General features: G+C 40.6%; 21 protein-coding genes and 1 tRNA gene. 10 read left to right on the top strand and 12 right to left on the bottom strand.

Going from position 1 to position 25,659, the window contains the following annotated elements:
• Positions 1 to 12: 12 nt before the first annotated feature.
• On the top strand, positions 13 to 714 hold the full coding sequence (locus tag DI077_RS06915; protein WP_109018994.1) for a hypothetical protein: 702 nt from the start codon (positions 13 to 15) through the stop codon (positions 712 to 714).
• A gap of 209 nt (positions 715 to 923) precedes the next feature.
• On the top strand, positions 924 to 1,142 hold the full coding sequence (locus DI077_RS06910) for a hypothetical protein (protein ID WP_109018867.1): 219 nt from the start codon (positions 924 to 926) through the stop codon (positions 1,140 to 1,142).
• A 28-nt stretch (positions 1,143 to 1,170) separates the two neighbouring features.
• On the opposite strand, the gene DI077_RS06905 is transcribed toward DI077_RS06910, so the two are convergent.
• The gene (locus tag DI077_RS06905; RefSeq protein ID WP_167837084.1) at positions 1,171 to 2,820 is read right to left on the bottom strand and encodes a PP2C family protein-serine/threonine phosphatase; all 1,650 of its coding nucleotides are present in this window, start codon (positions 2,818 to 2,820) and stop codon (positions 1,171 to 1,173) included.
• A gap of 572 nt (positions 2,821 to 3,392) precedes the next feature.
• Between DI077_RS06905 and glnA the strand changes: the two genes are divergently transcribed.
• The 3 genes from glnA (at position 3,393) to DI077_RS06890 (ending at position 5,429) form a co-directional block, all read left to right on the top strand.
• Positions 3,393 to 4,853, top strand: a complete 1,461-nt coding sequence (glnA, locus tag DI077_RS06900; protein ID WP_109018865.1) for a type I glutamate--ammonia ligase — start codon at positions 3,393 to 3,395, stop codon at positions 4,851 to 4,853.
• 189 nt (positions 4,854 to 5,042) lie between these two features.
• A tRNA-Met gene (locus DI077_RS06895) sits at positions 5,043 to 5,119 on the top strand.
• Positions 5,120 to 5,141: 22 nt separating this feature from the next.
• A complete protein-coding gene (locus DI077_RS06890) occupies positions 5,142 to 5,429 on the top strand; it encodes a Cys-rich protein (RefSeq protein ID WP_109018864.1) in 288 nt (95 codons plus the stop codon).
• Between the two features lie 37 nt (positions 5,430 to 5,466).
• Here DI077_RS06890 and DI077_RS06885 read toward each other — a convergent pair whose 3' ends face one another.
• On the bottom strand, positions 5,467 to 8,244 hold the full coding sequence (locus tag DI077_RS06885) for a chromosome segregation SMC family protein (RefSeq protein WP_109018863.1): 2,778 nt from the start codon (positions 8,242 to 8,244) through the stop codon (positions 5,467 to 5,469).
• 74 nt (positions 8,245 to 8,318) lie between these two features.
• Here DI077_RS06885 and DI077_RS06880 point away from each other — a divergent pair, with 74 nt between their 5' ends.
• Positions 8,319 to 10,178, top strand: coding sequence for a motility associated factor glycosyltransferase family protein (locus DI077_RS06880; protein WP_109018862.1), 1,860 nt, complete (start codon positions 8,319 to 8,321; stop codon positions 10,176 to 10,178).
• On the opposite strand, the gene DI077_RS06875 is transcribed toward DI077_RS06880, so the two are convergent.
• The 5 genes from DI077_RS06875 to DI077_RS06855 are packed head-to-tail and all read right to left on the bottom strand — an operon-like array spanning position 10,142 to position 16,254.
• Positions 10,142 to 10,771 carry a hypothetical protein gene (locus DI077_RS06875; RefSeq protein ID WP_109018861.1) on the bottom strand — a complete coding sequence of 210 codons (630 nt, stop codon included), beginning with the start codon at positions 10,769 to 10,771 and terminating at the stop codon, positions 10,142 to 10,144. The genes DI077_RS06880 and DI077_RS06875 overlap by 37 nt on opposite strands.
• Positions 10,761 to 11,384 (bottom strand): glycerol-3-phosphate 1-O-acyltransferase PlsY, encoded by a 624-nt coding sequence (plsY, locus tag DI077_RS06870; RefSeq protein ID WP_242935394.1) that lies wholly within the window; start codon positions 11,382 to 11,384, stop codon positions 10,761 to 10,763. Before plsY ends, DI077_RS06875 begins: the two co-directional genes overlap by 11 nt.
• Positions 11,381 to 12,745, bottom strand: coding sequence for a ribosome biogenesis GTPase Der (der, locus tag DI077_RS06865; protein WP_109018860.1), 1,365 nt, complete (start codon positions 12,743 to 12,745; stop codon positions 11,381 to 11,383). The genes plsY and der overlap by 4 nt, the downstream gene beginning before the upstream one ends.
• Complete coding sequence (gene smpB / locus DI077_RS06860; RefSeq protein ID WP_109018859.1) at positions 12,742 to 13,230, bottom strand: SsrA-binding protein; 489 nt, start codon at positions 13,228 to 13,230, stop codon at positions 12,742 to 12,744. The genes der and smpB overlap by 4 nt, the downstream gene beginning before the upstream one ends.
• A 6-nt stretch (positions 13,231 to 13,236) precedes the next feature.
• Complete coding sequence (locus DI077_RS06855) at positions 13,237 to 16,254, bottom strand: AAA family ATPase (RefSeq protein WP_109018858.1); 3,018 nt, start codon at positions 16,252 to 16,254, stop codon at positions 13,237 to 13,239.
• A gap of 84 nt (positions 16,255 to 16,338) precedes the next feature.
• Here DI077_RS06855 and DI077_RS06850 point away from each other — a divergent pair, with 84 nt between their 5' ends.
• Genes DI077_RS06850 through pdxH form a run of 3 tightly spaced genes read left to right on the top strand, consistent with a single transcriptional unit; the run spans position 16,339 to position 18,920 of the window.
• Positions 16,339 to 17,445: a pyridoxal phosphate-dependent aminotransferase gene (locus DI077_RS06850; protein WP_423241768.1), complete on the top strand. Its 1,107-nt coding sequence runs from the start codon at positions 16,339 to 16,341 to the stop codon at positions 17,443 to 17,445.
• Between the two features lie 10 nt (positions 17,446 to 17,455).
• Positions 17,456 to 18,286, top strand: coding sequence for a prepilin peptidase (locus DI077_RS06845; protein WP_109018856.1), 831 nt, complete (start codon positions 17,456 to 17,458; stop codon positions 18,284 to 18,286).
• The gene (pdxH, locus tag DI077_RS06840; protein ID WP_423241767.1) at positions 18,273 to 18,920 is read left to right on the top strand and encodes a pyridoxamine 5'-phosphate oxidase; all 648 of its coding nucleotides are present in this window, start codon (positions 18,273 to 18,275) and stop codon (positions 18,918 to 18,920) included. The genes DI077_RS06845 and pdxH overlap by 14 nt, the downstream gene beginning before the upstream one ends.
• A 3-nt stretch (positions 18,921 to 18,923) precedes the next feature.
• Here pdxH and DI077_RS06835 read toward each other — a convergent pair whose 3' ends face one another.
• A complete protein-coding gene (locus DI077_RS06835; RefSeq protein WP_109018855.1) occupies positions 18,924 to 20,132 on the bottom strand; it encodes a bifunctional 3,4-dihydroxy-2-butanone-4-phosphate synthase/GTP cyclohydrolase II in 1,209 nt (402 codons plus the stop codon).
• 119 nt (positions 20,133 to 20,251) lie between these two features.
• Here DI077_RS06835 and DI077_RS06830 point away from each other — a divergent pair, with 119 nt between their 5' ends.
• Positions 20,252 to 20,629 (top strand): STAS domain-containing protein, encoded by a 378-nt coding sequence (locus DI077_RS06830; RefSeq protein ID WP_109018854.1) that lies wholly within the window; start codon positions 20,252 to 20,254, stop codon positions 20,627 to 20,629.
• On the opposite strand, the gene DI077_RS06825 is transcribed toward DI077_RS06830, so the two are convergent.
• The 4 genes from DI077_RS06825 to secD form a co-directional block, all read right to left on the bottom strand.
• Positions 20,612 to 21,223 (bottom strand): riboflavin synthase, encoded by a 612-nt coding sequence (locus DI077_RS06825; RefSeq protein WP_109018853.1) that lies wholly within the window; start codon positions 21,221 to 21,223, stop codon positions 20,612 to 20,614. The genes DI077_RS06830 and DI077_RS06825 overlap by 18 nt on opposite strands.
• A 232-nt stretch (positions 21,224 to 21,455) precedes the next feature.
• Positions 21,456 to 22,763 carry a bifunctional diaminohydroxyphosphoribosylaminopyrimidine deaminase/5-amino-6-(5-phosphoribosylamino)uracil reductase RibD gene (locus tag DI077_RS06820; protein WP_109018852.1) on the bottom strand — a complete coding sequence of 436 codons (1,308 nt, stop codon included), beginning with the start codon at positions 22,761 to 22,763 and terminating at the stop codon, positions 21,456 to 21,458.
• Between the two features lie 6 nt (positions 22,764 to 22,769).
• A complete protein-coding gene (gene secF, locus DI077_RS06815) occupies positions 22,770 to 23,711 on the bottom strand; it encodes a protein translocase subunit SecF (RefSeq protein ID WP_109018851.1) in 942 nt (313 codons plus the stop codon).
• Positions 23,704 to 25,638 carry a protein translocase subunit SecD gene (gene secD, locus DI077_RS06810; protein ID WP_109018850.1) on the bottom strand — a complete coding sequence of 645 codons (1,935 nt, stop codon included), beginning with the start codon at positions 25,636 to 25,638 and terminating at the stop codon, positions 23,704 to 23,706. Before secD ends, secF begins: the two co-directional genes overlap by 8 nt.
• Between the last annotated feature and the right edge of the window lie 21 nt (positions 25,639 to 25,659).

Genomic DNA, 25,659 nt, shown 5'->3' with positions numbered 1-25,659 from the left:
TTTTCCAAATTCATTCTGATCTTGTTTTTTGTTTCCCACTCTCTTTTCGCCTGGGAAACGGATATAGATTATAATTACGAATACGAGAAAAACGGACCTTATACCAAGTTTTCGGATTGGGTTCCCTACAAACTTCATAAATGGGATCCGAAGTATCTGGAAGATTATTACGAACTATACAATCTAAAACAGCATTACAACGAAAACGAACTCAGGAAAAACATCTATTTTCTGAAAGTAGCTCTGACAAAAAGGTTCCGTCACCCAAAACACGCATTATGCGAAACAAAAACGGAAGCGGAATATTACAAATACCGTAATCTAATGTTTATGCAAATCAATTTGGGAATCATGCGATCTTATATGAGGATCGCATCCAAGTTCGACAAAAGACATGTTTATTTCTATAACCTGGACTTCGCTCATGAATTGAAAAATTCATTTCAGATTGCGGAAGGATTTTATAAAGAGGCCATTCCCTACTGGGAAAAAGCAAAAGAATACGCCGACAAAGCAAACGAAGTTCCTTCGGATTTGGATTTGGGAACGATTGAAACGGAAAGATACGAAATCGTAAAAGGTAAATTGGACTTCGGTTATATCATTGAAAATCACTTAACAAGATTGGAAGGAAAACAAAAAATAGTAGGAGAGTATCTGGCCCGTTATCCGCAAGCGGACAAGCCGGTATTAGATCTAGCAGACGTAGAATAAGGAAATACCGATGAAACAAAAAATGATTTTTTTTTACGATTACGTTTTTAGCTGTTTCCGTTCCGACCATTCTATTCTCTCAAAAAAAAGGTAGTGAAAGGCAACAACAGGTTGATCAAGTTCCACAAGGCGGCTTCACTAAAAAAATCGCAGGCAAATGGAATTGCGGTGATTTCGGAACGCTCACTTTGTCGCAAAACGGAAACTCTGTGTCAGGAACTTATACTCCTAACGGCGGAAGCGTAACGGGAAATATAGTAGGAAACAAATTCATTGGCAATTGGGCGGAAAAAGAAAGCGGAGACAACGGAACTTTCGAATTCGAACTTTCCATCCGACGTATGACACCGAATCCCACCCACCTAACAGGCATCTGGAAACATAACGACGAACAAGAATGGCAAACCGGCTGGGACTGCGTAAAATAAGGATTCGAGTCTCCTTAAAATTCCTTACCTAAGTAAACTCAATCAATAACAAAGCAATGTCATCCCGGATGGTTCTGTCTTCACGAATCACCGCATTGGTTACCACGGAGGTCAAAAAATCCTCTCCGTCGGTATCGAAATCCTTCAGTTCATCCACCATGACGAGAAATTTCTCCAAACCCAAAACACCGTCTCTGTCTTTATTTTCCACTTCGTAAATTCCATCCGAATAAAGGAACAGACGATCCTTGGGATGAAATTGATATTTGATTTCAATTCCTTCCCATTCCTCGATCAAAAGAAGCGGATAATTTTCATGGATCAATGACTGTATCTTTTCTTTCTTTAGCATATTCCAAATCAGCAAAGGCGGATGTCCCGCAAAACAGAAAACAGCCTCTCTCGTTTCATGATAAATTCGCACCAAACAACAGCTAATGTGATGTTTTCCCATCACTGGCTCGAGTTCGGTATTCAATTCTTTCAAAAGGTCTTTGGGAGAAAGTTTGGCATCCGAATGTTTTTTGAATCCCATAGCAACGATACCGGAAACCAAAGCGGAAGAAATTCCATGTCCAGAAATATCACCGAATAAAATATCGATATAATCGGGAGAAGGAGCACCATAAAGTATGATATCTCCTCCGATTTCCCCGTAAGGAAAGAAGTTACTGAAAAACTTAACGTTATTATAATTGGGAAAATCCTTCGCGATCCAAGATTCCTGAGTCAACCTAGCAAGCATTAAGTCTTCAGTGATTTCCGAATAGAAACTTTGAAGTTTCCTTTCTTTTGCATGCAATATCAGTTCACTCCGCGCCCTTAACATTCCCTGGGAAATCAAATCCGCGGCAAGGGAAAGCAGATTATGTGACTCCTTCTGCCATTCGTATTTTTTATGAAGCTTTACCACACCGAGTAGCCCCATCAGATTTTCCTCATCTCGAAGCCCGATGGAAAGAGAAGACCTAACATTTGTTTTTTCCATCATTCCTCTTGCCCAAGATCCTTCCGGTAATTCCATGGAATCAGGCATAAATAAAATTCCGTCATTCATCAGAATTCCCAAATTCTCGGGACTCATGGAAGAAATAGGTAGATCCTGCCCTACCGAAACTACGGATTCGACTCCTTCATTCAACCACTCGTGCGTGAAAGACATGGATTGTCTGTCCTGGGATATCTCCATAATAAAAGCACGGTCGGCCTCGGTGTATTCACCGATTTTCTCCAATGCGAACTGAACTGCATCCGTAATGAACTCAGCCTTACTGAATACAAAGACTCTTGAAATTTCATTTAGGATTCCGGAAAGGCGAAGCAAAGCATTCAGTTTTTCTTCCGTGGCCTTCATCAAAGTAATTTCTTTTTGTTGGCCCCAACACCTTACGAATTTACCGTCTAACAATTCACTATGAACATTGATGATAAAATTCCTCTTTCGGTTTTCGGATAAAACTTCCAGATATTCCACATTTGAAAATTCATAACCGGATTCTACAAATTGAACGATGGGAGAAAGATCCTGAAGAGGAATCAGATCTTTGATGTATTTTCCAATCATATCTTCCGGTTTTGTAAATCCGTAAGCTTTAGCCGTAGCGAGATTGCATTCCTTTACGATGGAATGTTCGAATAGATAATTTGCTTGGTCTAGTACAGGGAGATTTGTCGGCATAGGAATGTCGACTTCATAGCACCAGATGGGATCTGAAGAAAATTTAATAAAACTTTCAAGACGATTTGTACGCACATACTGTCCGTTACTTTCCATCAATGTTCCAATAGTTAAAGATAGCCAATTTAGGATAAACGAAAAAAATATGTCATTTTGACAAATATAGGATGGTCATTTTTAAATCACGAATTTTAGATAAAAATTCGAATTTCTTCCCGGTAAAAAAGCTCAAAAAAAAGAATCATCCGATCAACGCATAACAATCATTATCGATTCATGCGCAAAAGAAAGACTTCTTTTTTTCAATCTCAGGTATTTGATTTCATTGCAGAAATAAACCAAGATTGTAAAATTAGATTCCGATTCTCTTATGAAAATAAGCGTGTCGCGCGTACGAATTGATCAAGCTAAAGACATATTGCTTAATTTTTACGCACAGAAATAGAATGCAGTCTGCTTAAAAACGGTGCGATTTCCTTAAATTTCCATCGAATTGACGTGGTATAGATATTGCAGTATATTGGACAACCAGATTAGAATCAGAAACGAACCTCTGAACGAAGGAGAAAAAGATGCAGTTCGCAACCCCAAAATTTACTTCCGGAAAGGAAGTGGTTGAGTTCGCCAAGAAAAACGGAGTCGTATTCTACGATTTCCGATTCACTGATATTAAAGGAATATGGCACCATGTTTCTTATTATGTGAATTCAGTGGATGAAAACACATTCAAAGGGATCCCATTTGACGGATCTTCGATTGCTAGATGGCAGCCAATCAACGCTTCCGATATGCAACTCCACCCTGAAATTGCAACGTCATTCCTTGACCCATTCACAGCTGACAAAACGCTTGTTATGTTCTGTGATGTTTGGGACATTTACAAAAAACAATACTACGAAAAATGCCCGCGTTCCATTGCTAAGAAAGCATTGGAATACATGAAAACTACGGGAGTCGCAGATACTGCTTATTTTGGTCCTGAAAACGAATTTTTCGTTTTTGACAGCTTGAAAGTTCGTGATGAAATCAACTGCCAATCCTATGAATTGGATTCCAACGAAGGTATCTGGAACTCTCATTCGGAAATCCCAGGTGCACCAAACGCAGGAAAAATCAACTTTAACTCCGGACACAGACCTGGAACAAAAGGCGGTTATTTCCCTGTTGCGCCGATCGACTCTCAAGTGGATCTTCGTGCTGAATTTGTAAAAACTCTCGAAGCAATCGGAATGGAAACTTTTGTGGTTCACCATGAAGTAGCACAAGCTCAAGGCGAGATCGGTGTTAAATTCGGAACTTTGATTGAAGCTGCCGACAATGTTCAAAAGCTAAAATACATCGTAAAGATGGTAGCCCACAGACACGGAAAAACCGCAACTTTTATGCCAAAACCTCTGTTTGGTGATAATGGTAACGGTATGCACGTTCACCAATCTCTCTGGAAAGGTGGAAAAAACCTTTTCGCCGGAGACAAATACCAAGGTCTTTCCGACTTGGCATTGAATTACGTAGGTGGAGTTCTAAAATATGCCAGAGCTTGTGCTGCATTTACAAATGCATCAACGAACTCTTACAAACGTTTGATTCCGGGATTCGAAGCTCCTTCTATCCTTGCTTATTCCGCGCAAAACAGATCGGCATCCTGCCGTATTCCTTTTGTGTCCGGAGAAAAAGCAATTCGCGTGGAATTCCGTTTCCCTGACTCAACAGCTAACCCATATTTGGCGTTCACGTCCATGTTAATGGCTGGTTTAACAGGCATTAAAGAAAAACTGGATCCGGGTCAACCGAGAGAAGAAGATCTATTCGAACTCTCTTTGGATGAAATTAGAGAAAAAGGTATCAAACAAATGCCTCATACTTTGAGAGAAGCCGTAGAAGAGATGCTAGCGAGCAAAGATGTTTTCAAACAAGGTGATGTAATGAGTGAAAATTTCATTCAAACATACCAACACTACAAGTTTGAAACGGAAATTTGGCCATGGGAAGGTCGCCCTCACCCATACGAATTCCTAACAACTTATTCTTGCTAAGAATAGAACCCTCGCTGAAAGGCGGGGGTTTTTTATTTATCCTAACCCACCCAACCTCTTCCAGGTTCCCTGGTTCCCCAAAAAGATTTAAGAATCATAGGTTCTGATTTTTCCTTTACCAGTCACTTATCACATAAAAAATGACAAAAGAGCTAATGATTTGGCTCTAAAAAACGATCTAAGGTATAGGGCGAGGTAGCTCAGATGGTTAGAGCACAGGATTCATAACCCTGAGGTCACGGGTTCGACTCCCGTCTTCGCTACCAGATCGTAAAGGAAGACTTTCGCATGAAAAAGACAATTCTTCTACTAGCAGGGGCTTCACTTCTGCTTATCACATCCAATCTAATGGCAGCAGACTTCCCCAAATGTACGGAAGCCTGTGATCGTTTTTACACCTGTTCCGTGCAAGTAAACCCGCAAGCGACAGAAGACCAAAAACAAATGCTTAAAAAAGGTTGTGATTTCAATTGCAACAAACCAAAATACTACAGTAAAATCGCAGCTTGTCTCGCCGCAGGAGATTCCTGCAAAACTTTCAGTTCTTGCATTATGAAGGAGCTAGGCGGTAAGTAACCGCCTTTCTTTTCCTACTTTTTCTATTTCCCTTCCCTCAGTCAGTCCCTGTCTTAGAAAGTTGCTTGGAGAATACCTTGGCTTCGTCTAGTCGCAGAGATACGATTTTCGAAATCCCCGGTTCTTCATTCGTAACTCCGAAGATCGCGTTTGCACGTGAAATCGTAGATTGAGCATGGGATACAACGATAAACTGGGTTTTGTCTTTGAACCTGTCAAGGATCTGGCAAAATCTCAGTTTATTGGCTTCATCTAGTGCCGCATCAATTTCATCCAAAAAGCAGAACGGACTCGGCTTTACCATGTAAATAGCAAATAACAATGCAATGGCGGTAAGGGACTTTTCACCCCCGGATAACAATCGCAAATTTTGAACATGTTTTCCCGGAGGCTCCGCCATAATTTCCACACCGGAATTGAGGCTGTCTTCTTTTTCAGTCAGCTCAAGAGTCGCTCTTCCTCCGTTGAAAAGTGTGGAGAAAGTTTCCTGAAAATTGGCTTTGATTTTTTCAAACGTTTCCTGGAACAATTTTTCGGATTCGGTATTGATTCGTTTCAATACATCCTCAATGTCTTTTTTGGAACCTTCTATATCTTCTTTTTGTTTCAGGTTATGTTCGTAAACTTCTTTGATCGTACGATATTCTTCAATCGCCAAAGGATTGATTGAACCAAGTAGTTGAATTTCCGATTTTGCGGATCTTAATTTTCGTTCCTCTTCTTTTTGTTCCAAACTGATAGCACCCTTCTCCATTTCCAATTCTGAATCGGTCAGGGAATAATCGTTGTACAATTCCTCAATGAGCGAATCGATCTGCACTTTTAATGCGGATGATGTTCTTTCTTTTTCGGACAATAGAGGAAGTAAAGTTTGGAAAACTTCCTGGTTTTTGGAAATATTGCTTTTTAAATTTTGGATTTCTTCGAGTAATTTTTGTAAGGACTCTTTTTCGGATTCCAACATCTTACTCATAGAAAGAAATTCCTGATAGGAATCTTCGATTTCTTTTTCAAGAGATGTTACTTCTTTCTCCAGATTTTCCCGTTTTTCACGAATGCCTGATTCCTGTTCTTTCGAACTTGCGATTCTTTTGAAAATCTCCGCGATTCGGTCATTCAATTCGATCGTTTGTCTGGTTTGGTTGTCTATTCTGGATTGAGTTTCGAGGATTTTTTTATCCAAATCCACAATTTGATTACGGGCGGTTTCCCAATGATTTCTCAGACTTAAGATTAACGTCTGGCTCTCCCGTATGCTTCTCGTTAGATTTTCATTTTCCAAAAGCAAATCTTCGATGTCCTGATCGACTACTTCCTTCTTGGATAAAACTCCGTCCTTATCGAAAAGTAGATTTCTAAAACTGTCTTCTTTCTCCAGGAAGACGTTCAATTGTTCCTTATAGGAACTCAAATCAATCTTACGAAGTTCCGTAGACAGATCTTCCAGATTTCCTTGGTTTAAATAGGAATAAGAAGTTTCTAAATACATTTGGTAGGATTCCAAATTGGCCAAAAGAAGAGCTTTGTCTTCGTTTCTTTTTTCTTCGCTTCCTTGAGATTCTTTCTTCTTATTTTCCAGCTCTTGGATAAGTTCCTGGATGATCAGCTTTTGTTTTTCACGAAGAGATATATGTCGTTTTTCATTCTCTTGGATTTTTGTTTCTTTGGTGAGAATGGATTCTTCTTCCGATTTGATCTTGTCTTCCAAATCCTTGCGGATGCTTTCCTGGTTCTGAATTTCTTGGGAAAGGTGCGCTTGAATTTCCTTCAGATGTTCCGTTTCGGATTCGATCTGTTTTTTTTCCACTTCCAATTTCACAGCGGACTGATTTTCTTCATCCAAGACCCGGCTAATATCCGAAAGGCGGATATCATATTCAGCGATAAAAGTTTTGTTTTTTGAAATTTTTTCTTTTTGAATTTGAGTTCGGGAAAGATGATCGAATAATTTTTTATCAATATCCGCAATTTCTCTTTCTTTGGCTTCTTTGAACTTTTCCTTTTCGGAAATCAGAGAAGTCTCATCCTGAATCTGAGAAAGAAGGTTTTTGTTTTTGTCCCGAATGTCCTGCAATTCTTCATCGGATTTCTTCATTCGTTTTTTAAAATCTCTCAGTTTCAAAAAACGCAGGTTTTTATCAGATTCATCTAACTCTTGCTTGAGTTTAAAATATGCTTCCGCTTTTTCCGATTGTTTTTCTTTTGTCTCCATTTCCTTGATCATGGAGTTCATAATATCCTGGATACGTAATAAATTCTGATTGGTATCATCCAGCTTTTTGGTTGCTTCCTTACGATCCAACTTGAATCGGGATACACCGGCTGCTTCCTCAAAGATCGCTCTTCTTTCTTCCGGCTTGGAGTTTAGAATCTGATCCACCCTGCCTTGTTCCAAAATGGAATAACTGGATTTACCGATCCCCGTATCCAAAAGAGTTTTTTCGATATCCTTTCTTGCGGAACGAACATCATTGAGATAATATTCATTTTCACCGTCAGGGTAAAGTCTTCGTGTGATTTTTACGGAAGGGAAATCGATTGAGAAATAATTATCATGATTGTCAAATAGAATGGAAACTTCGGAAAACCCTGCCGCTCGCCTACTTTCTGTTCCGTGAAAGATAACATCGTCCATTTTTTCACCGCGTAGACCTTTGGCGCTTTTTTCACCGAATACCCACTTTACGGAATCGACAATATTCGACTTACCGGAGCCATTGGGACCTACTACGGCTGTGAAACCCGGGTCGAATGCGATTTCCGTTTCGTCTGCGAAAGTTTTAAATCCAACAATATTAAGGCTTTTTAGATGCATGTTTTGCTCGTGCTTTCCTTTGTTTCCCGGTTGACAGAGGTTGGGAGACATAAGAAAAAACTTTAGATAGTATTATGTCCCAAATTACGGATCAAGTTTCCAGTGAAATTTTTAATCGCAAGCCTTATCTTCGAAATTATTTCCAAAACTGGCCTTCCTCCGGTTTATGGGACATAATTCCCGCGAAGGAAGAAGGACAGTATTATGTCTCATATAATGGGGAGGCGCTCTCTTCCAAATTTTCCCCCGACAAACAAGCCGAAAGACTGCTTGAGTCACATAACTTAAAATCTACGGACGTCGTCCTGCTCATGGGACTCGGAAATCCCCATCTGATCCAAAGAATCAATTCTGCTTTGAGACCGGGCCAGATTTTCGTTATGATAGGAGATGATCCCGTACTAATCGAAGTTATGTGGGATCGGGTATTGAAAGATACGTTAAAGATTCCCGGCAGACATATATTTTCGGGGGAAACTTTTTTACCTTTAGGAATGAACTATCTGGAGTCCTTGCCTATAGATAGAGTCAGCGGATTGAAAATCATCCGCAACCAATCGGACATGCAACGGGAACAGATATTCTATTCCGAAATAGAAGGAAGAATTCAGTCCGTATTTTCAGCGAAAATGAGCGATCTTCTTACCAAATTCGAGTTCGAAAGACTATGGGTGAAAAATTCCATTTGGAATCTTTTGCAAGTCGCGAAAACTTCACCGGAACGATTTAAAATTTCCTCTCTAAGGGAAAACTTTCAAGGACTTTCCGCATTACTCGTATCAGCTGGTCCTTCACTTAGAAAAAATCTGAAATGGATTCATAAGATCAGAGACAAAGTATTCGTACTTTCCTGCGACACCTCTTTGAAAGTTCTACTGAAGGACGGAATCATTCCCGACGGAGTGGTCACACTGGATGCACAAACTAATTCATTCTTTCATTTTATGGGGGAAAACCTGGAGCCGATTCCTCTCTTTGCGGATCTTGTCAGTTCCCCCACCCTACTTCGTGAACCCATGTTTCGTTCCGTAATTCATTCTGTGACTGCAAAATTCCAAGTGGATGCGGAAGGAAGTTTGATTCGGGAGGTGACTGCAGGTGGAGAACTGGCAGACTCAGTCTTTGAGGAAGTGGGAGACATTCAATCGGGGGGAAGCGTTGCCACAACTGCATTCGATATGCTCAGGTATATGGGATTTTCCGAAATCTATTTTGTAGGTCAGGATCTCGCCTACTCTGGAAGGGAAATCCATTCCACAGGAACTCATCATAACGAAAAATGGCTAACGCAGGTTAGTAGGCGCCAAAGCCTGGAGCGGATCAATGAAGTGATCATCCGCAAACGGGAAACGAAGGAAGTTCCTTCCTGTAACGGAAAAACGGTTCTAACCGATTATGTTTTGGAACTTTACAGGCATTGGTTCGAAGAATCGGCTCGCTCCGTGGATTTGAAATTGATCAACTTGAACGCGGATGGCGCCTTGATCGAAGGGTTTCAAAATTTGGAACCGGAAACAGGAATACAGGATTTACTTACGAAAGAAGATCACGGTTACCCTTGGAGAAAAAAAGAACCTTGGCTTGTATCCCTTCTCGGACAAAAAAACAAAACAGATGCGAAACTCAGTAAAAAATCCAAAGAGTTATTCCGACAAATCAGCGACGATCTAATATTTATCGAAAAAGAACTCACCCTGATTGAAAGCGAAAACAAAGAAGAATTCGATCTATTGACAAGTCCTCTTTGGATCTGGGTACAAAACCAATTGTATCTAAGAAGGATGGTAAGAAAAACGGAAATCTATCTGCTTCGCCATAAAGATCTAACTCTTGCTCGGAAAAATAATCTATTGACCCAATCTTTAAGAAAGGAACTAAAATATCTAAAAAGAAGTCTTTATCCGATGAGTGAATTATTGTCCACAAAAGGATGAAAAACAGTTTCATCCACATATTCGGGGAAATAATCAAAGAATAGTTTTTGAGATACCACTCTGTAATAGAATGGATTTTGTTTTTGGAAAGCTTCCGTAAAGGATAACTCGGGTAATTGGTGAAAATTGATTCTTTCTTCGAAATTGATAAAATCCCTTCTGGTTAGATCCTGCCGAATTTCGATCACGGTTTCTTTTAAAAGATTCCAATCCAATTTGAAAGTCATCCGCGCTCCTCGAAATGCAGGAGATCTTTCGATCAGATTTACCAATCTTTTGATCGGACAATCATTTAAATAATAAGGACTTACGAATACTTTGATAAATCGCGCTGACAGTCCGAACGGTTCCCAAACTTGAGTTACTTTTTTTTCAAGAGTCGATTCTTCTTTGATCTCGGAAAGAATAACATGCAATTCCGGAATTTGTTTTTTGCCAGCGAGAAGCGTATTGTATTCCTCTACTCCGAATTCACCGAAATACAACCATTTGTAAAAATCCTGGATTTCCGCTTCGGGGTGTTCTTCTACGAATTTATTGATTAGGAATAACTTCTCTTTATGGGAAAGAGTAGCTTCTTTCTCATGTTGCATGGCTTACAGCTTTGAGTTCCTTGCCGAGTAATATGCGTTTGATGTTCTCCCGGTGAGAAAAGCAGATCAGAAAAAATGTTCCGATCAGAACGAAAAGTATGATTGGAGAATAACCAATGTTTGGTAGAAACTGATTCATTCCCCAATACCAAATCGGCATGGAAAGAGTTCCAAGGATCGAACCCAAAGATACAAATCCGCTGATTTTATAAACGATTAAAAAGATAGCAACCGCGCAAACCGTTACAATAGGAACAAGTGTAAGGTAAACACCCAAGGCAGTGGCGACACCTTTGCCACCCTTAAATCCCAAATAGGGAGTGAATGTATGGCCGAGTATCGCGACACATCCCAGTAAAATTTCGGAGGTAGCAAGTGAATAAGGCGAAGGAATATAATCTGCGAGTAAAACCGGAATAGCACCTTTCAAAGCATCGAAAATCAGTGCAATACTACCGTATTTCCAGCCGATCACCCGGCCCACATTGGTAGCACCTATGTTTTTACTTCCATGTTCCCGGAGGTCGATTCCTTTCACCTTTTTTGCGATTAAGAAACCCACCGGGATCCCTCCGAGCAGGTAACTTGCGATTATTGCGAGAAGAAAGATCATTCTTTACCTTCTTTGTCTTTATCCTTAGAATCACTTCTGTTTCTGAGTTCCAGTTCGACGGAGAGTCCCTCCAAACCAAACTCGCTTACTATATTCTTTCGGAAGAACGATAAAATATTCGACGGAAAGAGTTTCGAATCATTTACAAAAAACAAGATTTTAAAAGGTATCTGCGAAGTCTGAGTGGCGTAAAACACCTTCGGAGGTCGATTGGATGCCTTTCCTACCTTATTTTTTCCACTCCATTTGCTTAGCCAGTTATTTAGAGCACGTGTAGTGAGCTTTTTCTGAGACTTGTCATAGAGTTCGACACAAGTTTCTAGAAGTTTATGAGTGCGGAGTCTTTCCGTCGCAGAGAGAGAAAGCACAGGACGCTCTTTGAGAATCGACATACGAAAGAAAAGTCTTTCCTGATAGTTTTTCCAGGAGTTACTTTCTTTGTCCTCAACTGCATCCCATTTATTTACAGCAAGTATCATAGGTTTTCCCATTTCCTGGATTTCGCTGAAAATCTTTTTGTCAAATTCCCCGAACCCTTTCAAGGCATCGATGAGAAGTACGACTACGTCCGCTTCTCCCAAAGCGAATAGAGTACGTTTGTAAGAATAAAATTCCAAACTCTCTCCACCTTTCGATTTCCTGCGAATCCCTGCAGTATCGATGATCTCGAGTTTTTTCTCCTGGAACATGAACTGGCTGTGAACCGAATCTCTGGTTGTACCGGGAACTTCACTGACTACCGCCCGTTTGTAACCAAGGAGAGTATTCAGAAGACTCGACTTACCGGAGTTTGGTTTTCCTATAATAGCGATTCTACAATAAGGATCATCCGGTTTCTTTTTATTTACAGGTAATAGAAAATTGATCTTATCATAAAGAAGTGAAAAATTCCTCCGCCCGATCGCGGAAATAGGAACGATTTCGTTGATTCCCAATTGATAAAAAGGTTCCAAATCATATTCGTCCTGATCGGTATCGACTTTGTTAACAAGGGATAGAACAGGTATCTGAGAAAGAGTTTCGTCTTTTTTCAGTAAGGCGACCAACTTATGATCATACGGTCTAAGGTCCTTATGATCCATCACATGAATGATCAGATCCGACCTTCTTAAATGTTCGAAGGCAATTTCTAAAATTTCAGTGTTGATTTCATCCAGGTTTTCGATATCAAGTCCAGGCGTATCACATAGGTAAAAAGGAATCTTAAAATCATCCTTTTCGACTAATTTCTGTAATACGTCACGGGTAACGCCGGGAGTATTTTCCGTGATTGCAGATTGCGCGCGTAAAATTGCGTTGAATAAAGTGGATTTACCCACATTTTGTCTTCCAACAATGGAGACGATGGGGAGGCCTTTCATCTGCGTAGTTTATCCTTCATAGCTCTTTCGATTTCGATTTTGGCTTCCTTCTTCTGGATGTCCTCTCTCTTATCGAAAAGCTTTTTCGGTTTGGCGGTAGCAACTTCTACTTTCACCAAACGGTTGTCTTTAAAATAACATTTAGTTGCTATCAGAACCAGTCCCTTCTCTTTCGTAGCACGTTCGATCTTTGCGATCTCTTTTGCTTTCAAGAGAAGTTTGCGAGGGCGAATTTCAGGATGATTCGCATAACCTCCGTCTTTATAAGGAGGGATTTGAAAGTTTTCTAAAAAAACTTCTCCGTTTTTAATTTTTGCAAAACAATCGGTAAGGTTTCCCTTTTTCCCGCGTAAGGATTTCACTTCGGAGCCGGTCAAAACAATACCGGCTTCATAGAACTCGATTAACTCAAAATTGAACTTCGCCTTTTTATTGACGAGAGGGTCCGTTGCTCTTGGTTTATCGTCCTTAGTGGTTTTGCCCATATTGGTTTAGGTTCTTAGAGAATGATGGATTTGGATGAGTCTGGCAATTTCAGCCCCAATCAAATTGGCCATGGAGAAAAAATTATCTCCCGTTATTTGCAATGAGTCAGAAAATACATGTTCAGCAATGTATCTGGGACCAAGTCCTACCCCTAAAAATACATAATTTTTTTCCTGGTTTTTTAGTACAGCTTCTTTCAGTTTTCTGGTCTCAAAAGATCCGATTTCATCCAAAATGTCCATTTTTGCCCTTTGCCCGCGAAAATCGGACAAAATCACAACGATTCTGGTCTGAGCATCCGGCGAAAAGAACCTCTCGCAATTGGAAAGAAGTTGGTATTCCGGGATGGAATCTCCGTGCCAATTTTTACAGAAACTATTGAACAATTCCTGTTCTTTCTCGGGAGTATAATCTTCTTCCGCAGTTTTGGAATTGAAAATATCGATTGTAGTTTTGGAATTTTTGATATCACAGAATGTATTCACGCTCGTTGCAATATCATGTTCGTTTAATATGTGTAAGCTGACAAGCAGTGCGGAAAGCATAGCTACGGAATACTCGAAATTGAAAATCCTTCTGCACTTCGATACGAGAAAGGTAACTTCCACACCTTTTAGTTTTTCATCATTCTTTTCAATCGTGGTCTTATCGAAGATTTTCGTATCTCCTCTACCGCTTTTGTAAGAAATATATTTGCGGGCATCCACTCTCGAACCTTCGTTGCGATACATACGATGGATGTCAATTTCAGGATCAAACAACTGTTCTAAGTTGAGCTCCACCTCTTCCAATTCCTTACCGAATACTTTTTTGAATTCGTCCAGACTCATGATCATGGAATAATCCCAAAGTAATCTTCTTTTCTTTAAGAATTGTTTGTAGAGTTCTTCCGTGCGGTATCCCCAACCTCCTCCACCGCCTGCAGGTTCACCTTGTCCATTATTGCCTTGAGTCTCGGAACCATACCAAGCATCGGCACCTTCTTTGATCTGGCCGCCTGTTTCCGGGGTATTGATTTCAATTCCCCGTTTCAGTTCATTTCCTGAATTGAGTTTTTTTGCTTCGCCGGTTAGCGGATCCCTTTCATGAAGCTCAGGATCCCACCATTTTTTTTTATCTAGATTCGATTCGACTGTAAAAGTTTTTTTTTTCTCTTCGATTTCATCGAAGAGTTCTGATACGACTTCCACACCGGAAAGATAACCATCGAGTAGTCTCTCCAATTCCTTTCTCTCCTTAGGATCGGAGATTTGATTGGTATAGGCGATCGTTCCCCCCCGGTAGGCAACCGACCTTACGTCTTTTTCATTATAGCGATAGATATGGTTTTTCCACTTGAGCAAATTGGAAATTCCAAATCGATACGGCTGTAAATTGGCCGAACCGATCGTACGTTTTTCCGCTAGTTCCTTTGCCTTAGTATGAAAACCGGCCAGAGCTCTCGGCAATACACCTTCCGGCAGATAAAAACTCAATAACTCTTCCAATACTTTTGCGTCTTCCAATTCCGGAAAGATAACAGGCGTAAAGCGATTCCTGAATGCTCGGGAAATCGTGGAAACCGACTTGGAATGACGATAGGTTTTAAGCCCGAATACAATGGAAGTTTCTTTCAATTGGATCGGAATGGATTCCCCCGACTCGGGAGGAAGAGTCAAAGAACGGGCATCGTCCGTTAACATATTCATCTTTTCCACAAGTTCCGCTCCGGCCGATTCAAGACCGGAAATCAGTATAATCTTTCCGTTTCGGATTGCACGAGTGAGCGGTCCGTCCACCCAATCCACGGATTCTATCTTTCCGTCTCTCGTCGGTTTGAGTGCTCCCACTACATCGGAAGTATGCATCCCTTTGGACAACATGACCGATTCTATATCGATCCCGGTAAGTTCAGTAAACAAAGGTAAAAATTCCTGAGGATCCTGATCTTCTCGGAACTCTATTAAAATATTTTCTTTGCATTGGATGGCTGTTAATACCTGATCCAAAAACCCAAGGATAGGTTCCGGAGTCGGATACTTGGAAAGAATCGAAATGGTTTTTTTCTCTTCCCAGGTTTTGATTTCCTTATCGTTCCAGAAGATAGTTCCGTTCTGAACATATCCTTTGGTAGAACGGGATTTGATTTTCCCGCCAAACTCGGATTCAATGAGTTCCGTTTGCAAACTACGATCTTCTTCTTTTCGGAAAGGTTCCTGGAATAGATAAAGTGCCTCTCTCAAGGCAACCGTCCTATCCTCTTTTCCGAAAGCCATGATCCGGTTACAATATTTTTGCAAAGTTCTAAGGTTGAAATGGTATTTTTCCAAATCTCCTTTTCCTATATCACCCCGTTTGATTCTATTTTCCGATTCGATCGTAACCCGGATGATTTTTTGCAGAACTTCTTCTCCGAGGGCAGGATAGAGTTTTTTCAAAATATAAAACATCTCGTCGGGAGAATAAGGGTCTACATAAACGACTGCGAAGTGTTTGGTGATATCGAAAGGAAGAGGTTTTCTTCCTTCAAATCCTTCGCTGGGGTTCTGAGTACCTATAAACCAAAATCCGGTTTTGGATTTGATCCTTTCTCCGCTTCCTTCGAGCAAATCCAGATAATTGGATTCATAAACGGAAGAAAACCGTTTGATGATATTGGGAGCGCAAAGATTCATCTCGTCTGCAACAAAGCTGAGTCCGGAATCCAAAGCATTGGTCAAAGGTCCGTTCGACCAGGTAAATCCTTTCCCATCCAAGAGGATGCGGTAAGAACCGATCAAATCTTCTGGAAGAGTATCTTCATTGAAACTAAAACGCAAAGTCGGCTGGTTGCGCCTAGAATTGATATAATAGATAAGAGCGTTTTTTCCTACCCCTGCGTCCCCCACAAGAAGGACGGGAATCCCTTCCAACATGGGATATAGGATCTTTTGTAAGGTTGACTGAACCGAATCTGTTTCTACTAAACTAGAAGGAAAAACGGGAAACGAAGTTTTATTTGGTAAAACGGGAACTTTGACGGATGCGATCGAAACAAATTCCATATATGCTTCACGATTTCGATGTTTTAACTCCCTGTAAACCAAATTCTATTGACCGAAAGGCACCTAATTTTTCACTTAAATAGTATGGAATTTGCATCTAGAATGTATGGAATCGACTCTTCTCCCATTAGGAAAGCCTTTGAGCTGGCTCGAACCATAGAAAACCCAATCAACTTATCCATCGGACAACCTCATTTCCCTTGTCCACCTAACATTATTGATGCAATGGCCGAGGCCGCCCGGGATGGCAAAACTGCATATACCCTCACGGGTGGAATTCCCGAATTAAAAGAAGCGATGGCCCGAAAATTCCTCTCGGAAAACGGAATCAATTACGCCACTCCCGATCGAATATTGGTAACTTCCGGAATTTCCTCGGCTTTATTTTTGCTTTTCAACGCATTGGTAAATCCGGACGACGAATGTTTGGTGATCTCCCCTTACTTTCTAATGTATCCTTCCATGCTGAAATTTTACGGAGCCAAATTACTGACAGTAAACGAATCCTTTTCTGCAAGCGACTTGGACGCGTTTCGAAAGAAAAAGATAAAACTGATCATTTTTTCCAACCCTTCCAACCCTACCGGAAAAGTTTTGTCCAAAGAACAACTGACGGCACTTGCAAATCTTGCCGAAGAAACCGGGGCATATCTTATCTCGGATGAAATTTACGAGTTATTCGATTATGATAAAAAGTTTTATTCGATCGGAAAAGATTATGATAAAACGATCACTCTGACCGGATTTTCGAAAACATATAATATGACAGGGCTCAGACTTGCTACGATTCTAGCACCCGAGGAAGTGATCAAAGCATTGACTACATTACAACAATACACTGTGGTATGTGCTCCTTCCGTCACACAATGGGCGGGGATAGAAGCATTAAAAACAGATATGAGTTCCTATATCCAAGACTATAAGGAAAAGAGAGATTTTGTATACGAAAGTCTGAAGGATTTTTATCCTTTGGAAAAATCGGGAGGGGCTTTTTATTATTTTCTAAAAGTGCCGATCCAAGATGAGGAATTTACAAGACTAGCAATCACTTCAAAAAAACTGATTCTTGTACCCGGTTTTATCTTTTGTGAAAACAAAGATCATGTCCGCCTTTCTTTTGCTACGGAATGGAACAATTTAAAACGAGGAATGACTGCTTTACAAGAACTTTCAAAAGAACTTGCGAAATAATCCGTAAATAATGGATCTCCAAACGAACATTGTTTTTACGATCCTTCAGTTTGTGTATGGTGCGGCTCTCGGTAGTTTTTACATCACCACTGCCGAGAGAGTTTTACTTTTTTTTTACGGCAAAGAAAGAAAACAAGGAACGAAACTAGAGAGATTAAAAAAACTTTTTACCATTCCTAGTCATTGTCCTCATTGCAAAACTCCAGTTTCTCCACTCCATCTCATTCCTGTTTTAGGTTTCTTTTTAACAAAGGGAAAATGCAAGTCCTGTCATTCGAAACTTTCCTGGACTTATCCTGTATCCGAATTGTTTTTCGGAATCGTTGTAGTCACCTTCTTTCAAATGACAGGATCTCTGGGATTTGCAGTGTTTTTTCCTTTTTTATTGGGCCATTTGATGATCAGCCTCTACACGGATGCCAACTACTTCTCGTTAGATTATGAAAATCTTGTTTTTATTCTGGCGTTCGGTCTTGTTTGTAATTATTTTCTATTGGAAGAATGGCCGGCACTCACCGATTTATATGTGTTTCTGGGATTTGCAGGATTTTATCTCGCTCTCTATCTGGTTTACCGAAAGGGCATCGGATTCGGAGATGTGTTATTCGCTCCCGTATTTGCATTTTTATCCGGCCATCCTTGGTGGATGATGTTTTTAAACTCATCTTATTTGATAGCTACGATCGTTACTTTGCTTTCCCGCAAAAAAGGAGAATCACTTCGCGGCAAAGCGATCCCGATGGGAGTTTATTTTTCGATAGGACTCTTCTTTACATATTTATCCAAGATATTATTTATTCATTTAGGAATAGAAGGAATTACAATCGATGAAACAGAATGAACACATGGAAGATATGCGTAAATCCTATGAAAAATTCACCTTAAGTGAAGAAGAAACGGGAAACGATCCGATTTTATTTTTTCAAAAATGGTTTTCCATTGCGGAAGAAGAAAATGTGGAAGAACCGAATATTATGCATCTTTCCACTGTAAGTAAAGACGGTCAACCTTCCGGAAGAATCGTGCTTTTGAAAGGAATTTCGGAAAACAAATTTCTATTTTTTACCAATTACGAGTCGCGCAAAGGGAAAGAACTGGAAGACAATCCCAAAGCAGCACTTACTTTTTTTTGGGGGAGCCTGGAACGGCAAGTTCGAATCGAAGGCAGTATAACGAAGGTTAGCAAAGAAGAATCAATCGATTATTTTTCAAAACGCCCAAGAGTCTCGCAATTAGGTGCCATCGTTTCCAAACAGAGCTCCGTAGTTCCCGACCGGAATTATCTGGAAAAAGAATTGGAACGTTTTGAAAAGGAACTGGAAGGTAAGGATGTTCCTAAACCGGAGGAATGGGGAGGTTACGGACTTACCCCCCATAGGATCGAGTTCTGGCAAGGTAGAAAGGGGCGTTTGCACGATCGAATTCAATTTACCTTAACCGAAGAAGGCTGGCAAAAAGACAGGCTCGCCCCTTAAAATTCAGCCGTGAAGATTGAGAAGATGTCCCAGCTTCAACTTCTTTGTTGCCAGATAATGCGCGTTATTTGCTTCAGGAACGATTTCAATCGGAATCCTTTCCACTACTTGCAAACTATATCCTTCCAATCCCACGATCTTACGAGGGTTATTCGTAATGAGCCGCATTTTTTGCACTCCGATATCCCGTAAAATCTGAGCACCGATTCCATAATCACGTAAATCGGGAGCAAACCCAAGTTGCGCGTTTGCCTCGACTGTATCCAGACCACCTTCTTGCAAGGAGTATGCTTTCAGCTTATTAATGATTCCGATTCCTCGCCCTTCTTGACGCATATAAAGCAAAATGCCTTTTCCTTCTTTTTCAATCATTCTAAGGGCGCTATGCAATTGAGGTCCGCAATCACACCTTTGAGAGGAAAAAATATCTCCCGTCAAACACTCGCTATGTACTCTTACAAGCACGGGAGCTTCGGAATCGATATCTCCCTTGATGAGTGCCACGTGAATTTTATCGTCAATTTCCGTGGAATAGGCACGGATCTTAAATTCCCCGTATTCCGTCGGAAGATTTGCCTCAACTTCCATTCTAATCAGCTTTTCCTGGTTGCGGCGATATCGAATCAGATCCTCGATTGTGTAGATATTCAGTTTATGAGTGGCTGCAAATTTTTCCAAATCGGGAAGACGGGCCATGGTTCCGTCATCATTCATGATCTCGCAGATTACCCCGCTTGGATAAAGACCTGCCAATTTGGATAGATCAACAGCGGCTTCGGTATGTCCTGCTCTTCTGAGAACTCCTCCGGAGACTGCTTGCAAGGGAAATAGATGTCCCGGGCGGACAAGATCGGAAGATTCCGTTTTTTCGTCTAACAAAACTTCTACGGTTTTGGCACGATCACCTGCGGAAATCCCTGTGGTAGTTCCGTGCTTTGCGTCCACTGATACTGTAAATGCAGTTCCGTGTTTGTCTCCCAGAGTGTGGTCATCGACCATCTTTCCCAGGCCCAGACGACGCAATCTTTCCGCTTCCATCGGCACGCAAATTAGCCCACGACCGTAGGTTGCCATAAAATTGATTTGTTCTTTGGTTGCAAATTCAGAAGCAACGACCAGGTCCCCTTCGTTTTCCCGATCTTCCGAATCGACTAGGATGATCATTTTTCCTTGGCGGATTTCTTCGATTGCTTCTTCAATAGGCCGAATCATATTTTTGCCCTCTATTTACTAAGACTTACCCAAGCCCTCCGATTAAAAGTAGAAACTGGAAGAAATTCATTGATTTTTATGTCAGTTTTAGCATAAGATTGTCAAATTGAGGAGGGCCAATGGAGCTCAAGTTAAACACATCCGGTAAGGTGAAAACGATAGAGATTTCAGGAAAATTTGATATCGAGTCCACCGAGGAATTTGAATCCATTTTTTCCAAGGTGACCGAGTCGAATCCGGGTATAGTTGCAATCGAGATGAGTCGACTTGATTATATTGATTCTTCCGGTATAGGTTCTCTAATCAAGAGTCTCAACAATCTGAAAAACAAAAAAGGCAAGCTCATCCTAATCGGAATGAAACCGATGATTCAGAATGTATTTAAATTAGCAAAGTTAGATATGTTTTTTGAGATTTTAAGTTTAGGAGATTTTCAAACTAAATACGGACAAGGTGATGATGACGCGGACATAAACGACCTACTTAGAAAATCTTAATTCCATAAAATTCTCAATATACTTTGCCAGAACATCCACTTCCAAGTTTACGATTTTTCCAACTTCCCAGGATATAGCGTTTGTTTTGCGAAGTGTTTCGGGAATTAAAATCAACTGAAACAACCTGTTTTCCACTTCGACAATCGTAAGGCTCACTCCCTCTACGGTGATACTTCCTTTTTTTACCAAATATTTGATTAAGGGTTCCGGGCATTCCACCCAAAACTCCTCAACAGAATCGGACTCGATTGTCTTCCGGCTATGGATCTTCCCTACCCCGTCCACATGGCCTTGGACCATATGACCGCCAAATCTTTGTCCTGCGGACATCGCTCTTTCCAGGTTTACGGAACCACCGGCGTTTAACTCAGACAAGTTGGTGAGTTCCAAAGATTTATAAGAAGTATAAAAAGAAAAAATATTTCCTTTCTCTTGAAAATCCGTAACAGTCATGCAAGCGCCGTTGATGGCAACGGAGTCGCCGATGGAAAGATCAGGTTTGTCCCACTCCGTTTGAATTTGAAATTCAATCCCCGAATCAACTGGACTTGCTTTGAGTATTTTACCTTTGGTTTCAATGATTCCAGTAAACATCTTACTTCCAAATTAAAGAGGTGAGGAAATTCGTCAAGGGATGTGCGGGGGATTGGTTTTTTCTATACCATCCCCGCCCTATAGACACTGGGTGGGGTTAACCACCCGCCACCCAATGGCTTTCCTTTACCATATCTCCCTTTTTCTCACAAATCCTTTTCGAAATGACTAGAAAAAAAAGAATAAAAGTTCGCCTTTTTGCCATTTACGCAGCTGATACAACGGAACTTATCTAAACTGGTTTGGACAAAGAGCGCAAATTCCAGAGGTCTTCTCCCACTTGGAACCCCGAAACAAGTTCTCCATCGGATAATCCTGAAAACTTTTTTCCATGAGAAATGGAAACGTTCTGATTTCCCTCAATCGTCAAAATACAATCCTCTTCTTCCAGATGATCCTTTACAAATTCATATAAAAAAGATCCGACTTCAAAGATAGCTGTACCGATTTCTCTTTCAGCAAGAGAACGAAGGAACAATTCGCCTTCATCAGGATAGAAACTGTCGATTGGAAAATCGGAAAGGTTCGAAAGCAAGAAATCCTCTTTTGTTTTGAAATCCTGTTTCTTGGAATTTTTCGTAAGAATCCGATAAAAGATACAACCCTTTTTCCCCAGTTTAGAATTTAGATCCGATTGTTTTTTAATAAACGATTCGGATAAAAGCTGATTTTCACCTAATACGAATATACGGTAAGGTTGAAAAGATCGAATCCTATCCAGATGAAAAGCGAATCTATCTTTTTCGTTTGTTTCCGTTAACAAACTTTCCAAAAACTCCTTACCCGGAGAAAAAAAGAATTTTTCCTGATCCGAAGTAAAATGTTTCGTAACATTCCCTCTTTTTTGAAAAGAATTTTCCGTTAAACGAAAACTAAGCGATGGTTCATCAACGCTGACTGTTTTCGGCCCGACCACAATTGCATCGAATTTTCCTCGAAGCATTTGCAAATAATAATCCGAAGCTTCGTTCGTAATTTGGACTCTTTCCTTGGCATCGGAAGCATAAAACCCTTGTTTTGTGACTGCCGATTTGATCCAAACCCAGGGTTTTTCCTTTTTCATTCTGGTAAAAAAACCGAACAGATAGGGGAAAGAATATTTTGCAACTTCAGGAGCGAGCTTAGTTACAATTCCTTGTTCTTTGTACTGATTCCAATCTCCCGAAGCAACGAGAGGATTCGGATCTTTAAATCCGATTACCAGTTCCTTAGGCTTCTCTTCTAAAACCAAATCTCTGCAAGGTGGAGTTTTTCCAAAGTGAGTGCAAGGTTCCAAACTAACAATGAGTGAGTGGGGTATTTTCTTTTGTTCTACGGATTCCCGCGAAAGAGTTTCTTCCCAATTTGCATAAGCGGCTCTTTCCGCATGAAAACCACCGGAAATTTGAGTGTGTCCTGAAGCAAGAATGCGACCCGCATCATCTAAGATCAAGGCCGCAACCGGAGGATTGGGAGAAGACAATCCCATTGATAAAAAGGAAAGTCTTCTTAATTCATTTAAAATTCTTTTTTTGTCTGAGGGGGGAAGTTCCGAAAACACCCACGTTTACGCTAACTTTCGTTTCCTTCTAAACTGGTCATAGATTTCCGAAATCGGCGCAGCAATAAAAATCGAAGAATAAGTTCCGACAATCACTCCGAAAATCAGGATAAAAGCAAAATCATACAATTCGACCGCACCGCCGATAATGATAGCAACGACGGAAATCAGTGTTGTTAAGGATGTATTGATCGTTCTTCCCAAAGTTTGTCCTATGGAAACATTGATTACATTCGAAAGCGCCAAATTGTCTTTTCCATGAGAATTTTCCCTGATACGATCAAACACTACGATCTTATCATTGATGGAATAACCAAGTAACGTAAGTAATGCGGCAATCATTGGAACACTCGGTTTCATTTGGAAAAATCCGATCATAGCCAAAGTAAATAGTATGTCATGAATGAGTGCAAGTGCCGAAGCCAATGCAAACTTGAACTGAGACCTATAGCTTAAGTATAACAAAATGATCAAAAGAGTGGTTCCCAAAAGCGTAATCCCTGTGGAAGTCAATTCACTTCCCACTACCGCTCCCACTTGGTCAGCGGATAAAATTTTCTCCTTAGGAACTTGGAATTCTCTCTGTAAAATAGTTACGAACTTATCGATTGAAGAAGTTTTCGCTTCTCTTTCATTCACAGGGATCTGATTGTACAACTGGTCTATTTGAGGAGTAGAACCGAGACCGATATCCATTTGATAGATATTTTTATCTTTTTCCAAAAGGATGATCACTGCTTCAATCTCGGACTTTTTAAAAAACGATTCCAAATCCGGACGACCTTTCCCTACGGGAAGTTCGATCACGGAACGAAGTCCTCCGTCAAAATCAAGGGAATGTGCAAACCCGCCGTACTTTCCAAAGGTGACTGCAAATCCTGCAATGATCAGGATTGTAGATAAAGAAATCGAAATCGCTTTGTATTTGATAAAATCAAACTTAAACATTTGATACCGCCTTCTTTCCAAAAAAGAAAGGTCTTAGATTTAAATGGCGAACTCCTATTCGATTCACCAAAAGCTCAACAAACAATCTGGATAAAAACAATGAAGTAAACAATGTAGTTATAATTCCCCAACATAATGTAATAGCAAAACCTTTGATAGGACCATTGCCCAAACGAATCATCAGAATACCTGCAATTAGCGTAGTAATGTTCGCATCCATAATGGTCCAGAAGGCGTTCTGAAAACCGGCAGTAACTGCGATCGGTAATGCACTCCCTGATTCGATTTCTTCTCTAATCCTTTCGTAAATAAGAACGTTCGCATCAACCGCCATACCCATCGTCAGAATTAATCCGGCAAAACCAGGTAAGGTAAGCGTAAAATCCATTAAAGAAAGAAGAGCAGCGAGGATGATCACGTTTGCAAGTAGGGATAAATCGGCAACGAGTCCACCTAATCGATAGTAGATGATCATATACAACATCACCAAGATAAAACCGATGATGACCGCACGAATTCCCACTTCGATCGATTCAATCCCGAGGGTCGGTCCGATGAATCTCATCTCAAGAACTGAAAGTGGAATCGGCAATGCTCCTTCCGAAATCACATTGGCAAGACGAATCGCTTCTTCTTGTGTGAAAGATCCGGAGATTTCGGCGCGTCCCCCCGCAATCGGATCATTGATAACAGGATTGGATACAACCTTATCTCCCCAAACAATCGCTAAATTCCGTCCGCGATTTTCAGATGTCAGCTCGAAAAACTTTTCCGCACCGTTCGGAGTAAGAGTAAAACTAACCATCCAACCGTAACTATTGGAATTGAACGCAGGTTGTGCGTTTGTCATATCGTTTCCGGAAAGTGCGATCTTTCTTTCCAATACGGAAAAACTTCTGGGTAAGAGTGCCGACTTGGCAGCGGACCCGCGGGCCCAGTATGCGAAAATTTTATATTCGGGAGGGATGCCGTATTTTTTCTCCAAGGATTCCAAAAACGCGTCCTGGGCTTTTTTACCCAATTTGTTTTTCACAATCTCTTGGAATTTGAAAATATCGGTTTCTTCCCTTTGGTTCAAGTCCATAAATCTTCTTTCGCTTTCTTCGATTTTCGATCGGAAAACAAAAGGATTCGGTTCTTCGATTCTGTATTCTACAGTCTCGGTATTTTGCAATATTTCAAGTATGGCTGCGGAGTTGGTAACACCGGGAAGAGAAACTTCTATCGCATCCTGCTCTTTTTGAATCCGAACCTGAGGTTCGGTTAGGTTTTGGCTGGTAAGACGATTGTCAATGATCATCTTCGCTTTTTCCAATTCAACTAACTTGCGCATAGGAGAGAGTTCGAAATTGGATTCTATTTCTTCCAATCGGGAAGTAGCTTTTTTCTTATCTTCTGCCGGTTTGGCAACATCAGCGATCGTGGCTTTTAATTCGGAAATTTCTTTTGCGTAAATATCACGGAGTTTTGCACTATAATCCTCGAAGTCGCCTTTCAAAACAACTCGCATACCACCCTGTAAGTCTAACCCGAGTTTTATGGAAAGGGACTTTCCTCCTCGAATCAATTCTTCGATCAAAGTAGGTTCCAATTTGTTCTTAGACTCTAAAATCAATTTTTGATTTTCTTGAGAGATTTGATTGATCTTTGCGGAAGTAATGAATCTTCCTTTTACTTTGTAAATAGGGGTTTCTTTGGGAGGTAAACCGGCGTTTGGCTCTATGAACCATTTTCCGTTTGCATTATAATCTTTTTCCCATCTTTCGAAGAATCCGGAAACGACTTTTTGTTTGGTTTCTTCATCCAAATTATAAACGTCGGGTTGTACAGAGAGATTGAGTGTTCTATCTGCAAAATTCGGATACAGAATGGTAAAAGAAACAGCTATAATTAAAGCCGGGATTAATAGTAAACTAAACGATCGCAAACGATATGCTCCTAAAGTAAA

Source organism: Leptospira kobayashii (genome assembly GCF_003114835.2).
In the GTDB taxonomy this organism is placed as follows: domain Bacteria; phylum Spirochaetota; class Leptospiria; order Leptospirales; family Leptospiraceae; genus Leptospira_A; species Leptospira_A kobayashii.
The sequence above is the reverse complement of the archived record's forward strand: the minus strand, read 5'-3'. Positions and strand labels throughout refer to the sequence as shown.